The 13,895-nt window shown below is 69.5% G+C and carries 15 protein-coding genes and 4 tRNA genes; 8 read left to right on the top strand and 11 right to left on the bottom strand.

Annotated features, from left to right (window positions below; all coding sequences use genetic code 11):
• Positions 1–9: 9 nt before the first annotated feature.
• The gene (locus tag ACQ7HM_RS19395; RefSeq protein ID WP_434217867.1) at positions 10–603 is read right to left on the bottom strand and encodes a DUF3000 domain-containing protein; all 594 of its coding nucleotides are present in this window, start codon (positions 601–603) and stop codon (positions 10–12) included.
• A gap of 109 nt (positions 604–712) precedes the next feature.
• Between ACQ7HM_RS19395 and hemE the strand changes: the two genes are divergently transcribed.
• From hemE to hemQ, 3 genes are read left to right on the top strand one after another with little or no spacing between them, the layout of a single operon-like run.
• The gene (gene hemE, locus ACQ7HM_RS19390) at positions 713–1,771 is read left to right on the top strand and encodes a uroporphyrinogen decarboxylase (protein WP_434217985.1); all 1,059 of its coding nucleotides are present in this window, start codon (positions 713–715) and stop codon (positions 1,769–1,771) included.
• Positions 1,768–3,210 carry an FAD-dependent oxidoreductase gene (locus ACQ7HM_RS19385; RefSeq protein ID WP_434217866.1) on the top strand — a complete coding sequence of 481 codons (1,443 nt, stop codon included), beginning with the start codon at positions 1,768–1,770 and terminating at the stop codon, positions 3,208–3,210. Before hemE ends, ACQ7HM_RS19385 begins: the two co-directional genes overlap by 4 nt.
• Positions 3,207–3,902, top strand: a complete 696-nt coding sequence (hemQ, locus tag ACQ7HM_RS19380; protein ID WP_055788771.1) for a hydrogen peroxide-dependent heme synthase — start codon at positions 3,207–3,209, stop codon at positions 3,900–3,902. Before ACQ7HM_RS19385 ends, hemQ begins: the two co-directional genes overlap by 4 nt.
• A gap of 24 nt (positions 3,903–3,926) precedes the next feature.
• Here hemQ and msrB read toward each other — a convergent pair whose 3' ends face one another.
• From msrB to ACQ7HM_RS19360, 4 genes are all read right to left on the bottom strand, one after another.
• Positions 3,927–4,367, bottom strand: a complete 441-nt coding sequence (msrB, locus tag ACQ7HM_RS19375; RefSeq protein ID WP_434217865.1) for a peptide-methionine (R)-S-oxide reductase MsrB — start codon at positions 4,365–4,367, stop codon at positions 3,927–3,929.
• Complete coding sequence (locus ACQ7HM_RS19370) at positions 4,364–5,524, bottom strand: glycosyltransferase family 87 protein (RefSeq protein WP_434217984.1); 1,161 nt, start codon at positions 5,522–5,524, stop codon at positions 4,364–4,366. The genes msrB and ACQ7HM_RS19370 overlap by 4 nt, the downstream gene beginning before the upstream one ends.
• Positions 5,525–5,664: 140 nt before the next feature.
• Entirely contained in the window at positions 5,665–7,257 is a 1,593-nt protein-coding gene (locus ACQ7HM_RS19365; protein WP_434217864.1) for an alpha/beta fold hydrolase, read from the bottom strand.
• Positions 7,258–7,288: 31 nt separating this feature from the next.
• Complete coding sequence (locus ACQ7HM_RS19360) at positions 7,289–8,044, bottom strand: pyrimidine reductase family protein (RefSeq protein WP_434217863.1); 756 nt, start codon at positions 8,042–8,044, stop codon at positions 7,289–7,291.
• Positions 8,045–8,078: 34 nt separating this feature from the next.
• Here ACQ7HM_RS19360 and zapE point away from each other — a divergent pair, with 34 nt between their 5' ends.
• Positions 8,079–9,092, top strand: coding sequence for a cell division protein ZapE (gene zapE / locus ACQ7HM_RS19355; protein ID WP_434217862.1), 1,014 nt, complete (start codon positions 8,079–8,081; stop codon positions 9,090–9,092).
• Positions 9,093–9,113: 21 nt separating this feature from the next.
• Here the strand turns inward: zapE and ACQ7HM_RS19350 are convergent, their stop codons facing one another.
• A complete protein-coding gene (locus ACQ7HM_RS19350) occupies positions 9,114–9,656 on the bottom strand; it encodes a GNAT family N-acetyltransferase (protein ID WP_434217861.1) in 543 nt (180 codons plus the stop codon).
• Between the two features lie 150 nt (positions 9,657–9,806).
• On the opposite strand from ACQ7HM_RS19350, the gene ACQ7HM_RS19345 reads away from it, so the two are divergent.
• Positions 9,807–10,259 (top strand): hypothetical protein, encoded by a 453-nt coding sequence (locus ACQ7HM_RS19345; RefSeq protein ID WP_434217860.1) that lies wholly within the window; start codon positions 9,807–9,809, stop codon positions 10,257–10,259.
• Positions 10,260–10,269: 10 nt separating this feature from the next.
• Here ACQ7HM_RS19345 and ACQ7HM_RS19340 read toward each other — a convergent pair whose 3' ends face one another.
• A complete protein-coding gene (locus ACQ7HM_RS19340) occupies positions 10,270–11,421 on the bottom strand; it encodes a GTP-binding protein (RefSeq protein WP_434217859.1) in 1,152 nt (383 codons plus the stop codon).
• 172 nt (positions 11,422–11,593) lie between these two features.
• Between ACQ7HM_RS19340 and ACQ7HM_RS19335 the strand changes: the two genes are divergently transcribed.
• Positions 11,594–12,055, top strand: a complete 462-nt coding sequence (locus tag ACQ7HM_RS19335) for a hypothetical protein (RefSeq protein WP_434217858.1) — start codon at positions 11,594–11,596, stop codon at positions 12,053–12,055.
• An 8-nt stretch (positions 12,056–12,063) separates the two neighbouring features.
• Here ACQ7HM_RS19335 and ACQ7HM_RS19330 read toward each other — a convergent pair whose 3' ends face one another.
• The 4 genes from ACQ7HM_RS19330 to ACQ7HM_RS19315 all read right to left on the bottom strand — a co-directional run bounded on the left by ACQ7HM_RS19330 (position 12,064) and on the right by ACQ7HM_RS19315 (position 12,968).
• Entirely contained in the window at positions 12,064–12,582 is a 519-nt protein-coding gene (locus ACQ7HM_RS19330; RefSeq protein WP_434217857.1) for a protein-tyrosine phosphatase family protein, read from the bottom strand.
• Positions 12,583–12,698: 116 nt separating this feature from the next.
• Positions 12,699–12,773 (bottom strand) — tRNA-Val (locus tag ACQ7HM_RS19325).
• A 24-nt stretch (positions 12,774–12,797) separates the two neighbouring features.
• Positions 12,798–12,871: transfer RNA gene (locus ACQ7HM_RS19320), tRNA-Cys, on the bottom strand.
• Positions 12,872–12,895: 24 nt separating this feature from the next.
• Positions 12,896–12,968, bottom strand: a tRNA-Gly gene (locus tag ACQ7HM_RS19315).
• 241 nt (positions 12,969–13,209) lie between these two features.
• Between ACQ7HM_RS19315 and ACQ7HM_RS19310 the strand changes: the two genes are divergently transcribed.
• Both ACQ7HM_RS19310 and ACQ7HM_RS19305 read left to right on the top strand, forming a co-directional pair.
• Positions 13,210–13,281, top strand: a tRNA-Val gene (locus tag ACQ7HM_RS19310).
• Between the two features lie 121 nt (positions 13,282–13,402).
• Positions 13,403–13,876 (top strand): TIGR02611 family protein, encoded by a 474-nt coding sequence (locus ACQ7HM_RS19305; RefSeq protein WP_434217856.1) that lies wholly within the window; start codon positions 13,403–13,405, stop codon positions 13,874–13,876.
• Positions 13,877–13,895 lie beyond the last annotated feature (19 nt).

Below are 13,895 nucleotides of genomic sequence, written 5' to 3'. Positions count from 1 at the left end.
GTCGACCACTCAGGTGGCCGCGCCGCCGACACCGAGGTTGGTGACGCCCGTCGGCGGCAGCCCCGCTGCCGAGGACAGCACCTCGCAGAAGGCCTCGACGTGGGCGGAGAGGTCGGTTCCGGTCGCGGTCCACGACGCGCGCAGTTCGAGCTGATGGGCGCGGGGTGGGCCGGAGATGTCGCCGTAGCGGACCGATGTCGTGGAGGTGACGGTGCCGCCGAGGGCGGTGATCTCGGTGACCGACAGGGCGTCGGCCAGCCAGCTCCACGCGACCTCGGGAAGCAGGGGGTCGGTGGCCAGTGCGGCCTCGACCTCGGCCTGCACAAACGCCACGAGACGCATCGTCCCGTTCCACGCGTCCTGGCCGTCGGGGTCGTAGAGGAGGATGAGCCGACCGAAGGCGCTGCCGTCGGAGTCGGTGGGGATCTCGCCGTCGGGCTCGGGCTGGATGACCTCGGCGCCGATGGCGTGGCTGTAGGGCGCGAGGCGCTGCGGCGGACGGATGCTGCCGACCTCGATGTCGGGACGGATCCGTGCCGCATGCATCGAGTCGACCGCGCTGCGGAAATCGACAGGCTCCGCGCAAGCCCCGGGTGAGGTCACGCGTACGACGGTAGGCCGAACGGACTCCCCCACGCCGGAGGCGCGCCGTGTTCTGAGCCGGAGGCGCGCCGTCGAGACCGGTGGTCGCACATGGCAGCATGACATCGTGATGAGCCCCCTGATCCCCGACCACGTCCGACGGATGCCGTTGATCGCCGCCGCCACCGGCGAACGGCCGTCGCGGCGACCGGTCTGGTTCATGCGTCAGGCCGGGCGTTCGCTGCCCGAATACCGGGAGCTGCGGGTGGGCCGCGGGATGCTCGAATCCTGCTTCGACGCCGATCTCGTCACCGAGATCACCCTGCAGCCGGTCCGCCGCCACGGTGTCGACGCGGCGATCCTCTTCTCCGACATCGTCGTGCCGCTGCGGGCCGCGGGCGTCGACCTCGACATCGTGGCCGGTACCGGTCCGGTGATCGCCCACCCGGTGCGCGACCGCGCCGCCGTGCGCGCCCTGCCCCGGCTGGACCCGAAATCGGTGGGGTCGGTGGCGCACGCCATCGGCAACATCCTGGGTGAACTGCCCGAGCACACCGCGCTGATCGGGTTCGCCGGCGCACCGTTCACCCTCGCGTCCTATCTCGTCGAGGGTGGGCCCAGCCGCAACTACGAGCGCACCAAGGCCCTCATGCACGGCGAGCCGGAGGTGTGGAACGAGCTGGTCGGTGCGCTGGCCGACATCACCATCGCGTTCCTACGGGTGCAGCTCGAGGCCGGCGTGCACGCGGTGCAGCTGTTCGATTCGTGGGCCGGGATGCTCTCGCTGGCCGACTACGAGCGTTTCGTCGCCCCGCACAGCAGGCGGGTGCTCGCCGAGGTGGCCGATTTCGGTCGTCCGCGCATCCACTTCGGGGTCGGTACGGGGGAGTTGCTCCACGCCATGGGTGAGGTGGGGGCCGACGTGGTCGGTGTCGACTGGCGTATCCCCCTCGACGTCGCCGCGCGCCGTATCGGCGCCGGTAAAGCGGTGCAGGGCAACATCGATCCCGCGGTGCTCTTCGCGCCGTGGGAGGTGGTCGAGGGCCACGTGCGGCGCATCGTCGCTGAGGGTGACGCCGCTGTCGCCGCCGGTGCGGCGGGCCACATCGTCAACCTCGGTCACGGCGTGCTGCCGTCGACCGACCCGGATGTGCTGACGCGGATCGTCGAGCTCGTCCACACGCTGTGACCGCGTCGGCGTCGACCGGCCGGGCGGTGCGGATCGCGGTCGTCGGTGCCGGTGTCTCCGGTCTCGTGGCCGCGTATCGGCTGCGGCAGGCTCTCGGTGCGACCGCGGTGGTCGACGTCTTCGACGCCTCCGACACCCCGGGGGGCCTGCTCTCCTCACGGCGGCTCGACGGGCAGCTCCTCGACTCCGGTGCCGAGTCGTTCATCGTGCGCCGTCCCGAGGCGGTCGGGCTCATCGAGGAACTCGGTCTGGCCGACCGGGTGGTGAGACCCACGTCGCGACGCCCCGCGATCCTGGCCGGCGGCCGTCTCCGCGATCTCCCGCGGCCGACGCTGATGGGCATACCCGCGAACGCCGGGCAGGTCGTCGACCTCGCCGAGCCCGCCGACGTCGAACGGATGCGGGGCGATGTCGGTCGCCCGATGGACTGGACGCCAGGGTCGGACCGTTCGGTGGGCGAGCTCGTCGCCGACCGCTTCGGGCGGTCCGTCGTCGATCGCAGCGTCGACCCGATGCTGTCGGGGGTGTACTCGTGCCGCTCCGACGACATCGGGCTGCGAGCATCGCTCCCCGCGTTGGCCGCTCGTCTCGATTCCGGCGCACCGGATCTGACCTCGGCGGTGAACGGTCTGCTGCCGCCGCCGTCGACGGCTCCGGTGTTCGGTGCACTCGACGGCGGGTACCGCCTGCTGGTCGACCGCCTCGTATCAGCCGGTGGTGCGACGATGCATCTCGGTTCACCGGTCGCGTCGGTCGACGCCGAGGGGGCCGGGTGGACGGTGACCACCGACTCCGGACGCCAGACCTCCCACGACGCCGTCGTCGTCGCGCTGCCGGCGCCGGCCGCCGCCGCGGTCGTCGCGACCGCGGCCCCGCACGTGGCCCGTGGTGTCGCGACCGTCGCCACGGCCAGCACGGCGCTGGTCATGCTCGCGCTCGCCCCCGATGTCGCGCTGCCCGACCATTCCGGGGTGCTCATGGCCACCGGCGAGGCGACGACGGCGAAGGCGATCACGCTGTCGTCGCAGAAGTGGGCCCATCTCGCCACCGCCGGCGGACCCGGTCTGGTGCGGGCGTCGTTCGGGCGCTACGGCGATCCGGTCGATCACCTCTCCGACGACGACCTCGTCGCCGCCGCGGTCACCGATCTGTCCACGGTCGTCGAGCTGGCCGGTGCGTCGCGCTCGATCACCGCCGCCGACCTCGTCGACGCCACGGTGCAGCGGTGGCCGGTCGGATTGCCGCGCTACGCCCCGGGCCACCGGGAACTGGTGACCTCGGCGCTCGCCGACGTGCCGCCGGGCCTGGTGTTCTGCGGCGCCGCCTACGACGGTGTGGGCGTGCCGGCGTGCATCGCGCGCGCCGGTGTCGCGGCCGCGCAGGTGGTGACCCATCTCGCGGACCGGGGGCCACACGGCGGTGGCACGATGGGGTCATGACGCGACTCGATTACGCCGAACTCAACTCCACGGTCCGCTACCTCATGTTCTCGGTCTTCGCCGTGCGCCCGGGTGAGCTGCCCGACGACCGGGCCGACGTGATCGCCGAGACGCGGACGTTCGTGGAGAAGCTCGAGACGACCGGCGTGGTGGTGCGAGGGCTGTACGACATCGCCGGGATGCGCGCCGACGCCGACTTCATGATCTGGTGGCACGCGGAGAACATCGAGGACCTGCAGCGCGCCTACGCCGACTTCCGGCGCACCACGGCTCTGGGACGCGCCAGCAACGCGGTCTGGAGCAACGTCGCGCTGCACCGGCCGGCGGAGTTCAACAAGAGCCACCTGCCCGCGTTCATCACCGGCGAGGAGGCCGGCGCGTACATCTGCGTGTACCCGTTCGTGCGGTCGTACGAGTGGTACCTGCTGCCTGACGACGAGCGCCGCAAGATGCTCGCCGACCACGGGATGGCCGCGCGCGCCTACAAGGACGTCCGCGCCAACACGGTGTCGTCGTTCGCCCTCGGTGACTACGAGTGGCTGCTGGCCTTCGAGGCGCCCGAGCTGCACCGGATCGTCGATCTCATGCGCGACCTGCGTGCCACCGAGGCACGCATGCACGTCCGCGAGGAGACCCCGTTCTTCACCGGACCCCGGGTGCCGGTCGAGCAGCTCGTGAGCTCGCTGCCCTGACCCGGCGGGGTCGAGAACCGGGCGTCAGGCCTCCTCGAGCCGCATCGAGATGCTGTTGATGCAGTAGCGCAGATCGGTGGGGGTGTCGTATCCCTCGCCCTCGAAGACGTGGCCGAGGTGGCTGTGGCAGTTGGCGCAGAGCACCTCGGTGCGCTTCATCCCCATCGAGCGGTCGACCTTCTCGATGATCGCCTCACCGGCGAGGGGACTGAAGAACGACGGCCATCCGCAGTGGGATTCGAACTTCTGGTCGCTGCGGAACAGCTCGGCGTCGCAGGCCCGGCAGCGGTACACCCCGGTGGTCTTCGTGTCGGTGTACTCGCCCACGAACGGGGCTTCGGTACCGGCCTGACGGAGCACGCGGTACTCCTCGGGCGTGAGCTTGGCGCGCCACTGCTCGTCGGTCATCGTCGCGGCATCGGAGACGGCGGGGGTCGAACCGGCGGAGTGGGAATCTGTGGTCATACCTCCACGGTAGCGCGCTGCTCCCGCAGGTCGAGCCAGCGGAACAGCAGCACGCAGAACACCGCGATCATCAGCAGCGACCAGCCCCACGTGACCTTGTTGTACTCGATCGCACGCCCGAACGCGGCCCAGCGACTCGACAGGAACGAGTCGAACGTCATGCACCCGGCGACACCGAGCCACGCGGGCCAGTTGCGCATCACCGACCCGGGCCGGACGACCGTCATGAGCAGCGGGAACAGCAGCATCGAGTAGTAGCCCTGGCCCAGCGACAGCACCAGGAACGACGTCGTCAGCAGGACACCCGACGAGGTCGCCATCCACAGCAGCTCGTCGGTGCGTCGGTACTGCGTGTAGAGGAACCACAGGCTGAACGCCGCCATCAGCACGAACGCGATGCGCAGCACGTACAGCAGCCACGGCTGCACACCGAAATACGCGCCGTTGCCGGCGATCGAGCTGTTGTAGTAGTCGCGGGCCTCACCGAGGTAGGGCACGGTCCGCTTCACGAAGTCCATCGGATCGGCGGTGAGCGGCCACGCGAGCGCGGTCAGCACCAGCGGCACCCCGACGGCGCCGACGAAGACCTTCCACTGTCGCGAGAGCAGCGGCAGCAGGAGGAGCACGGCCAGAACGGGTTTGACGGCGAGGGTGATGCCGATGGGCACGCCGGCCCACAGGTCCTTGCGTCGGAGTGCGAGGGTCATGAAGAGGACCTCGCCGAGCAGGACGAACGAGTTGAAGTTCGTGAAGATCAGCGTGTGCGAGACGGTCTCGGTGCAGAAGAAGAAGAAGAGCACCGCGGGGAAGGCCACCGACGACGCGGAGAAGCCGAACAGCTTCACGAGGAAGTACGCCGCCGCGATCAGGACGATCACCGACACGAAGATGAACAGCCAGCGGGCGCGTTCGGGGTCGATGTAGGCGAGCGGTGCCATCAGCAGCGTGCCCGACGGCGGGTAGAGATAGTGCGGGTCGACGGTGTTGTAGTTCTCGCCGTAGACCGCCTGGCCCCGGAGGAAGGCGAGGGCCGCGTTGTACACCGGGGTGAAGTCGTCGGTCCGGTCGCCGTTGACGCCGAGGATCAGTGAGCGGTGGATGACCAGCAACACGGTGATCGGCCACAGCACCAGTGAGACGATCCGGGCGGTGTCCATCGTCGGGAACAGGCGCCGCGAGGTCGGGTCAGGTTCGTGGGCAACCGGCACCGACGAACCGTACTACGACGTCGGCGGCCGGGGGTGCAGGGGGACGAGGGCGGTCCACCGCGTCGCGGCACCCGTCGCCGGACGTGCGCTCAGGAGGGGCAGGCGCCGGTGTCGGGGACGGCGCCGGACTCGGCGTACCGCGTGACGATGTCGGCGGCACAGTCGGAGTGGGCGGCCACCGAGAAGCCAAGACCGTCCCACGTGACGGTGCTGGTCTTCGCACCCGCCGACACGAACAACGGCTCGAGGGCACCGGCACCGGTGCCGCCGTTGATCGTGTCGTATCCACTGGTGAGCAGCAGGACGGGGACGTCGAATCCCTCCGGTCGCGGCGCGGCGGGACCGGCCGGCCATCCTGAGCAGCGCAGCAACGACAGCGCGGTGTCGGTGCCGGTGAACCGGTACTGCCCGCTCCACGACGCGACGAGGCCGCCGATCTCGTTCTGGCCCACCGGCTGCGAGGTGTCGTTGCACCGCGACAGCAGTTGTCCGTCGGTCCCACGCAGTGCCCGGGCCCGGGTGGCGGCCTGGGTGAGCCCGCCGACGTCACCGGCGGCGGCCGCCGACAGCAACCGCGACACCCGCGTCACGGTGCTCGCCCGGTCGGTGGTCGTCACCGCGAGTTCGGTGGTGATCGCGCTCAGGACATCGGCGTCGGAGAGTGTGGCCAGTCGTCCGGCCGCGGCGCGGTCGATCAGGGACAGCACCGCGGCACGCGCACCGGTCCCGAGCGAACAGTTCGCCGCCGCACAGTCGGTCGCGAAGGTCGTCAGCGCGGAGTCGGTGCCCGCGGCGACCTGTTGCGCGCGGTCACGTGCCGACGCCAGATAGGCGGGGGGAGTGTCGAGCACCAGGCGCGCGACCCGGTTCCGGTACAGCCCGGCGTAGGCCAGGGCGACGTCGGATCCGGCGCCGACCCCGACGATGCCGATCCGGTCGACGCCCCAGATCGTCCGCAGACGCTCGAGGTCACCGGCGGCGTTGGCGGCGGTGTAGGCCAGCTGGTACGGACTGATCGTCTCCGAACACCCGTCGGAGGCCTCGGCCGCGGTGGTCGCGAGTCGGGTCTGTCGCGGCCCGACACCGCCGGCGGCGTCGCTGCTGTCGAACCCGTTGTCCAACAGGGTGTTGCGTTCGCGAACGGTCAGGCAGTCCAGCGGCGAACTGGCGCCGGTACCGCGTCGGTCGATCGCGACGAGGGGATGGGCGGTGAGCAGGGTGCGGCCCGGGCTGTTCGCGACGAGCAGGGCGGTCATCGCCGACGGGATGTCGCTGCCCGAGGTCAGCACCAACGGAGCGGCCGACGCCGGGGTGCTCGTGAGTCGCACGCGGACCGCCGCTACGTCGACGGCGTCGATGGTCGCGACCCCCGGGGTGATGCTGGCCTGGAAGCCCGCACACTCGACGCGTACGTCGGCCGCCGTCGCCGACAACCCATAGCGCCCCGCGACGTCGTCGGGACAGGCGCGCCAGGCGAGGTCGGTGCGGGGTGCGCTCAGGTCGGGTGCCGTGGGCGCCTCGGTGCTCGCGGCGGGGCCGGCGCCGCCACCGCCGTTGTCGATGACCAGACCCGGCCCGGTGTCGGGGCCCACCGCACATCCCGCCATCAGCGCCCCGACGATCGCGAGGACCACGGCCACGGTCACCGCACGCGGGGACCGGGGCAAGGGGACGCGACGCATACGGGCGAGCCTAGTCATCGCCGCGCGGCACTCAGTTGCCGTCGGACGTGGTGGGGTCGTCGGCGACCACGCCACGGACCCACCGGGTGAAGAGGAAGCCCTCGTCGTCGGCGAGCACGTGTGCGCGGCGCAGGCGGCGGGTGCCACCGGTGTCACCGTGGGTGATGCGCCCGGCGTCGCCACCGATCAGCGTCGGGCCCGTGGTGAGGCACAGCTCGTCGACGAGGTCCTCGGCGAACAACGCGGCGAGCAGCCCGGGCCCGCCCTCACACAGGACGCGTGTCCGGCCGCGATCGGCGAGATGCGCCAACGCGCGACGCAGGTCGACGTCGTCCTCCCCGCAGTCGAGGAGTGTCGCGCCGGCGTCGACGAGCCGGGTCCGCCGGTCGGCCGGTGCGCCCTCGTGGGTGAGGACGACGGTGCTCGCCGCGGTGACCGCGTCCTGCTCGGCGTCGAGGTGCAGCGATCCCGACACGATCGCCAGGGTCGTCGTGGACGGGTCGTCGCCCCCGGGATCGATCGGGCCGTATCCCTCCTGGGTGACCGTGGCCGAACCGACGAGGACCACCTCGGCGAGGTCACGCAGCAGCCCGAACACCTGCTTGTCACCGTCGCCACCCAACCCCGCCGACACGCCGTCGGCGGCCGCGGCACCGTCGAGCGAGGTCACCATGTTCGCCCGCACATGGCAGGGAGAGGTCGACGGGTCACCGTCGGGATAGGCGTAGAGGTCGCTCAGGGCATCGCGGTCGACTGTGAGCTGAGTCGCTTTCTGCAAGAGGTACACCAGGTCATTTCTACGTCGTCGCTAGTGTCGGCGCATGACCGCACGTCTGAGCGACCGCTCGCCCCAGGTTCCCCCGGAGGAACTGGTGGACGAGATGGTCCCGCCGACGATGTTCGACGAGGTCAGCTTCGACAGCTACATCCCCGATCCCGACGAGCCGTCGCAGTCCGCCGCGGTGGCGAGCTGCCGGGAGTTCGTCGAGCGAGCGCGCGGGGCACGGGCGGGGAAGCGGAAGCTTTTCGGCAAGAAGACACCCGGTCAGGGCGTCGGTCTGTACCTCGACGGTGGCTTCGGTGTGGGCAAGACCCACCTGCTCGCGTCGATCTACCACGAGATGCCCGGCCCGAAGGCCTTCGCCACCTTCGTCGAGGTGACCCACGTGGTCGGTGCGCTCGGCTTCACCGCGGCCGTCGACCGCCTCGCCGACCACAGCGTGATCTGCATCGACGAGTTCGAACTCGACGACCCGGGCGACACCATGTTGGTGTCGCGGCTGCTGACCGAGCTCACCGCACGCGGCGTGTCCATCGTCGCCACGTCGAACACCCTGCCCGGCCAGCTCGGCGAGGGCCGGTTCGCCGCGCAGGACTTCCTCCGGGAGATCCGCAAGCTCGCGTCGGTCTTCGAAACCGTCCGCGTCGACGGCCCCGACTACCGCCACCGCGACCTGCCGCCCGCGCCGGAGCCGCACACCGACGCCGAGCTGGCCGAGTTGGCGGCGAAGACCGAGGGCGCGACCCTCGACGATTTCGACGAGCTGTGCAAGCACCTCTCGACGTTGCACCCCTCGAAGTACAAGGCTCTCGTCGACGGCGTCACCCTGGTCTGCGTGTCGGGAGTCCACCCGGCGCCCGACCAGACGGTGGCCCTGCGGATGGTGGTGCTCGCCGACCGTCTCTACGACGCGAACATCCCGTTGATGGTCTCGGGCTCCAAACTCGACGAGATCTTCACCGAGGAGATGCTCGCCGGTGGGTACAAGAAGAAGTACCTGCGCGCGACGTCGCGGCTGCTCGCGCTGTCGCGGTTCGCCGAGACCACCAACTGACCTCGCGGCCGGGGTGCACGGTCAGCGCAGCGAACGGACCATCACGAAATCGCGTTGCTCGTCGCCGTTGAGCCAGAACGACTTCCGGCCCACCTCGGTGAAGCCTGCCTTGTCGTAGAACCGCTGCGCCCGCAGGTTGACGTTGCTGACGCCCAGCCACACCGCAATGCTGCCGCGGTCCGCGCAGGCCGCGATCGCGGTCGACATGAGCTGGTGCGCCGCCCCGGCCCCGTGCGCCTGCGGCAGCACGTACATCTTCGACAGCTCCGACACGGGCCGCTGCGTGACGACCGCCTGCACCTCGGGATCGGTGGGTTCGCCGTGCACGACGAGGCAGTATCCGACGATCGCACCGTCGACCCGCGCGACGACGACGTCGCGATCGGCGGCGGTGAGGTGGTCGCGGAAATGCGCTGCGGTCAGGTTCTTGCCGATGAAATCGGCGGTGTCGGCCTCGGTGGTGCCCGGGGGACAGGCGAGGGGGAACGTCGCCGCCGCCACCTCGGCGACTTCGGTGGCGTCGTCGAGGCAGGTGTCGATCGTGACGATGGCGGCAGTAGGCACGGTTGTAGATCACAACACATCCGTCGCAGGCAAGTCCGAACCCCTCATCGGACAGGATCGGCCGGCGATCCGCACACACGGCGTCCACAGGCGAATCGGTCTGTGGACAACGCCTTTGATCGAACGCCCAGGTCGCCGGATGGTGGCGCGATGACCACTGACAACTCAGCGCGACCCGCGTCGTTTCCACCCATCGAGACCGCCGGCCTCCCGTTCCACACCGCCGCCGAATTGGGGGACCGGTGGCGGGCCCTGATGGGCCCGCTGGGGTTTTCTGAACGTTTGGTGTGGGTGGGCTTCGTCGACCGGGCCCGAGCACTTCTCCGTCCGCTGGTGCAACTCGAGGTCCCCGGCCCACCTGATCCTGATCTCGCAGAAGGCCTCGTGCATCTACTCAGCGAGATCTGCGGCAGGCACGACGTCACCGGGTCGGCGATGTTGCTCACGCGCCCTGGTGTCGACGGCATCGCCCCATGGGATCGCGGGTGGTCGCGCCTGCTCCACGGCGCGTCCGAGCGGTTCGGACTCACGATGGAGCCGATGTTCCGCGCCAATGCCGCCGATGTCGTCGAGGTGCCTCCGTCGGTCACACGCAGATGCTGACGGCGCCACGTCAGTGGGTGTGGGGCACCCCTGCCCACTCGGGCAGCGGGTCGTCGAAGAGGCGCCAGGCCTGGGGCCCGGCCTCCATCTCGTCGTCGGTGAGCAGTGCCGGATCGAGAATTCTCGCGGGCGCGTCGAGATCGAGTGCGACGCCGATGAAGACGATCTCCTGCCCGGGTGTCTCGTCGGGCAGCGACGCCCACAGCGCGGCAGGCTCCATCACCAGGTTCGGACCGGCCTGCGACCAGATGGCGACGGTCTCCGGTCGCGTCGCGACCCACAGGAACCCCTTGCTGCGCAGGATTCCGCGGAGACCCGCCAACGCCTCGGACAATCGCCGTGGGTGAAAGGGGCGGTCGGCGCGATAGGTCACCGATCGGATGCCGTAATCCTCGGTCTCCGGGTTGTGCCCGACGGCCAGTTCGGTCGCCCAGTCCGGATGTCCCGCCGCAGCATCGGCGTCGTAACGCCCGGTGTCGAGAACCTGGTCCAGACCGATGACCCCGTTCGACGTCGTCACGATGCTCGCGTGGGGATTGAGCCGGCGAATGGTGGCCTGCACCGCGCCGCTGGCCGTCTCGGAGACGAGGTCGGTCTTGTTCACCACGATCACGTCGGCGAACTCGATCTGATCGACGAGCAGATCGGCGATCGTGCGGTGGTCCTCGGGTGCGGCCCGCAGCGAGCGTTCGGCGAGGGTGTCGCCATCCATGATCTCGCCCAGCAGGGTCGATGCGTCGACCACCGTCACCATGGTGTCGAGCCGCGCCACGTCGGAAAGGCTGCGGCCGCCGGCGAATTCCCATTCGAAGGTCGCGGCCACCGGCATGGGTTCGGAGATTCCGGTCGACTCGATGATCATCTGATCGAAGCGGCCCTGCGCAGCCAGGTCGCCGACGGCCTCCACGAGATCCTCGCGCAAGGTGCAGCAGATGCATCCGTTGGTCAGTTCGACGAGCTTCTCCTCCGTCCGATCGAGTGCGACTGCGCCCAGCGGACCGTCGACCAGGGCGGCATCGATGTTCACCTCGCTCATGTCGTTGACGATCACCGCGACCCGTCGGCCCTCCCGGTTGCCGAGGACGTGGTTGAGCAACGTGGTCTTGCCGGCACCGAGGAAGCCGGACAGCACGGTGACGGGCAGGCGGGGGTCAGTGGTCATCGCTTGATGATAATCATTGTCGTTAAGGACCTGCCGACCGGCACGGTGGATCGATGGGCAACACGCGATCGGACACCCTCGATCGATGATTCGTCAACCACACTGTCCACAGGAGATCGCCCTGTGGACAACACATTCGACGGACCGGCCGCGATATCGCAGAGTTTCGGTCATGACATCGACTGCGCACGACACCCACGATCCGATCCCCGACATCACCACCGCACTGGACCCGTTCGGGTCGGCCGACCAACTCCGCGATCGCTGGCGTGCGCTTCTCGGGCCGTTGGGGTTCGACGATCAGGTCCTCTGGTTCGCGTTCGTCGACCTCCACGGTCGGATCATTCCCGCGCTCAACCAATTACCTCTGCCGAGCGCGCCGAACGGGGCACTCGTCGATCAGGTGATGGAGCGGCTCGCGGACATCATCGACGCGCAGTCGTCGGTGCGTGTGGCGTTCCTCATCACCCGACCGGGGACCGATGCGACCACGCCGGCCGATCGCGAGTGGTCCCGACTGCTCGCCGCGGCCGCCGTGCGCGTCGGGGTCGATATCGAGCCCGTGTTCCGCGCGAACGCCACCGATGTGGTCCTCGTGCCTGCGCAACCCGTATCGCATCGCGCGGTCGCCTGATCGGCGGCTCAGGCGGTCGTGGCGAGTCGACGCGCGACCAGTTCTCGCTGTGGTCCGGACTCCAGGAACCGTCGATGACCCTTGCGCGTGCCCGCCCGCGCCTCGGCTATCCGTTCGAGAGCCTGGTCGTGCGAGAGTCCGTCGGCCCCGAGAACGCAGGCGATGACCGTGCTCGTGCGCCCCACACCACCCCAGCAGTGCACGTACACCCGCCCACCGGACCCGATCTCGGCACGGATGTGCGCGACGATGTCGTCGTAGCCCGCATCGTCGATGACGCCGCGGTCAGGAATCGGGAACTCCGACCGCGTGATGGTGTCCGGAAGCAGACCCTCGTACGGCCGCAGGTGATCCCGGGGCGTCGTGAGGTCGACGATCGTGGACACGCCGGCCTCGGCGAGAAGGCCGACCTTCTCGCGAGCGGCGTCACGGTCGGGGTCACCGGGATACTCGCCCGCGAGCAGCGCAGGCGTCACCCACCAGGCGTGTAATCGAGCGTCGTGCGGCCAGGTCGGGAGGGCGGTCATGAGGTCTCCAGCTCGGCGATCGCGGGGCAAGGCAGGGTGGTTCGACGGCCGCCTGCATGAGGAGCGGGCGAACGAAAAGTGAGGCACCCGAATCGGATGCCTCACTCGATGAACTCTGGTGCGCGATACTGGGATTGAACCAGTGACCTCTTCCGTGTCAGGGAAGCGCTCTCCCACTGAGCTAATCGCGCGGGTATTTAGTTGGGAAACGCTCGTGGAGGCGGCGACGGGAATCGAACCCGTGTGCACGGCTTTGCAGGCCGTTGCCTCACCACTCGGCCACACCGCCACGGTGGACTCAATCGCTCTTCCGAGCGGACGACGGGATTCGAACCCGCGACCCCAACCTTGGCAAGGTTGTGCGCTACCAGCTGCGCCACGTCCGCGTGCGCCGCAAACCTTGTGGGCTCGCGGTGCGAAGCGAAACACTATCCGAATCGCGGTCGACCCAACAAATCCGCTGGTCATCGGCGAGTCCGGAGGAACGCCCCGACGCCGTGTCACCACCGAGCCGGTGTCGGAAACAGCGCGCGGACACCCGTGGTGCGTCCGACGTCGATTGGCGGAACGACCATGCCGTCGTGATAACGTTCTGCGGTCGTCGGCGAGGAACACAGTGCCGACCACGGTCCCGTGGCTCAGTGGAAGAGCGTCCCGTTCACACCGGGAAGGTCGCTGGTTCGATCCCAGCCGGGACCACGCCCGTCTCATCTCGTCCTTTCGGACGGGACACCGCGAGTGTCCGATTCCGTAGGGTTGTCCCCGACGCCACCGTTCCGTCGTGGTGCACACCGGAAGAGTCAGTGAGGACGACGCTGCGATGACCGACCAGCCTGCTGCGATGCCCGACCAGTCGGCGGACCCGTCGCGCACCGACTCGACCGACCCCGGTGGCCTGCTGCCCGACGCGTTGCAGCGCCGCCGCGACAAGATCGCCGAGAAGCCGACCCTCAACCTCGCCTACCGCATCGCGGTCGGTGTCATCGGGACCGCGGTCCTGGTGGTCGGCATCATCGCGATCCCGTACCCCGGTCCGGGGTGGTTGATCGTGTTCGCCGGCCTCGGCATCCTCGCGACCGAGTTCTCCTGGGCGCATCGCCTCCTGATCTTCGCCCGCGGCAAATACGACGCCTTCGCCGACTGGATCAAGGTGCAGCACTGGTCGGTGCAGGCACTGTTCGGGATCTTCACGTTCGCGATCGTGGTGGCCACGCTCTGGCTGCTCGGCGCTCTCGCGCTGGTCGGGGGGTGGGTCGGCTACGACCCGTCGTGGCTGGACAGCCCGATCTTCTGACCGCTCGGCCATCGCCGAT

It is taken from the genome of Williamsia sp. MIQD14, assembly GCF_051025635.1.
Classification (GTDB): Bacteria; Actinomycetota; Actinomycetes; order Mycobacteriales; family Mycobacteriaceae; genus Williamsia_A.
This window is presented reverse-complemented; position numbering and strand designations above follow the sequence as displayed.

Coding starts and splice junctions, on each gene's coding strand:
- hemE (WP_434217985.1), top strand. CDS start 713: ATGAGCCCCCTGATCCCCGACCACGTCCGACGGATGCCGTTGATCGCC.
- hemQ (WP_055788771.1), top strand. CDS start 3,207: ATGACGCGACTCGATTACGCCGAACTCAACTCCACGGTCCGCTACCTC.
- msrB (WP_434217865.1), bottom strand. CDS start 4,367: ATGACCACAGATTCCCACTCCGCCGGTTCGACCCCCGCCGTCTCCGAT.
- ACQ7HM_RS19370 (WP_434217984.1), bottom strand. CDS start 5,524: ATGGACACCGCCCGGATCGTCTCACTGGTGCTGTGGCCGATCACCGTG.
- ACQ7HM_RS19365 (WP_434217864.1), bottom strand. CDS start 7,257: ATGCGTCGCGTCCCCTTGCCCCGGTCCCCGCGTGCGGTGACCGTGGCC.
- zapE (WP_434217862.1), top strand. CDS start 8,079: ATGACCGCACGTCTGAGCGACCGCTCGCCCCAGGTTCCCCCGGAGGAA.
- ACQ7HM_RS19345 (WP_434217860.1), top strand. CDS start 9,807: ATGACCACTGACAACTCAGCGCGACCCGCGTCGTTTCCACCCATCGAG.
- ACQ7HM_RS19340 (WP_434217859.1), bottom strand. CDS start 11,421: ATGACCACTGACCCCCGCCTGCCCGTCACCGTGCTGTCCGGCTTCCTC.
- ACQ7HM_RS19335 (WP_434217858.1), top strand. CDS start 11,594: ATGACATCGACTGCGCACGACACCCACGATCCGATCCCCGACATCACC.
- ACQ7HM_RS19330 (WP_434217857.1), bottom strand. CDS start 12,582: ATGACCGCCCTCCCGACCTGGCCGCACGACGCTCGATTACACGCCTGG.
- ACQ7HM_RS19305 (WP_434217856.1), top strand. CDS start 13,403: ATGACCGACCAGCCTGCTGCGATGCCCGACCAGTCGGCGGACCCGTCG.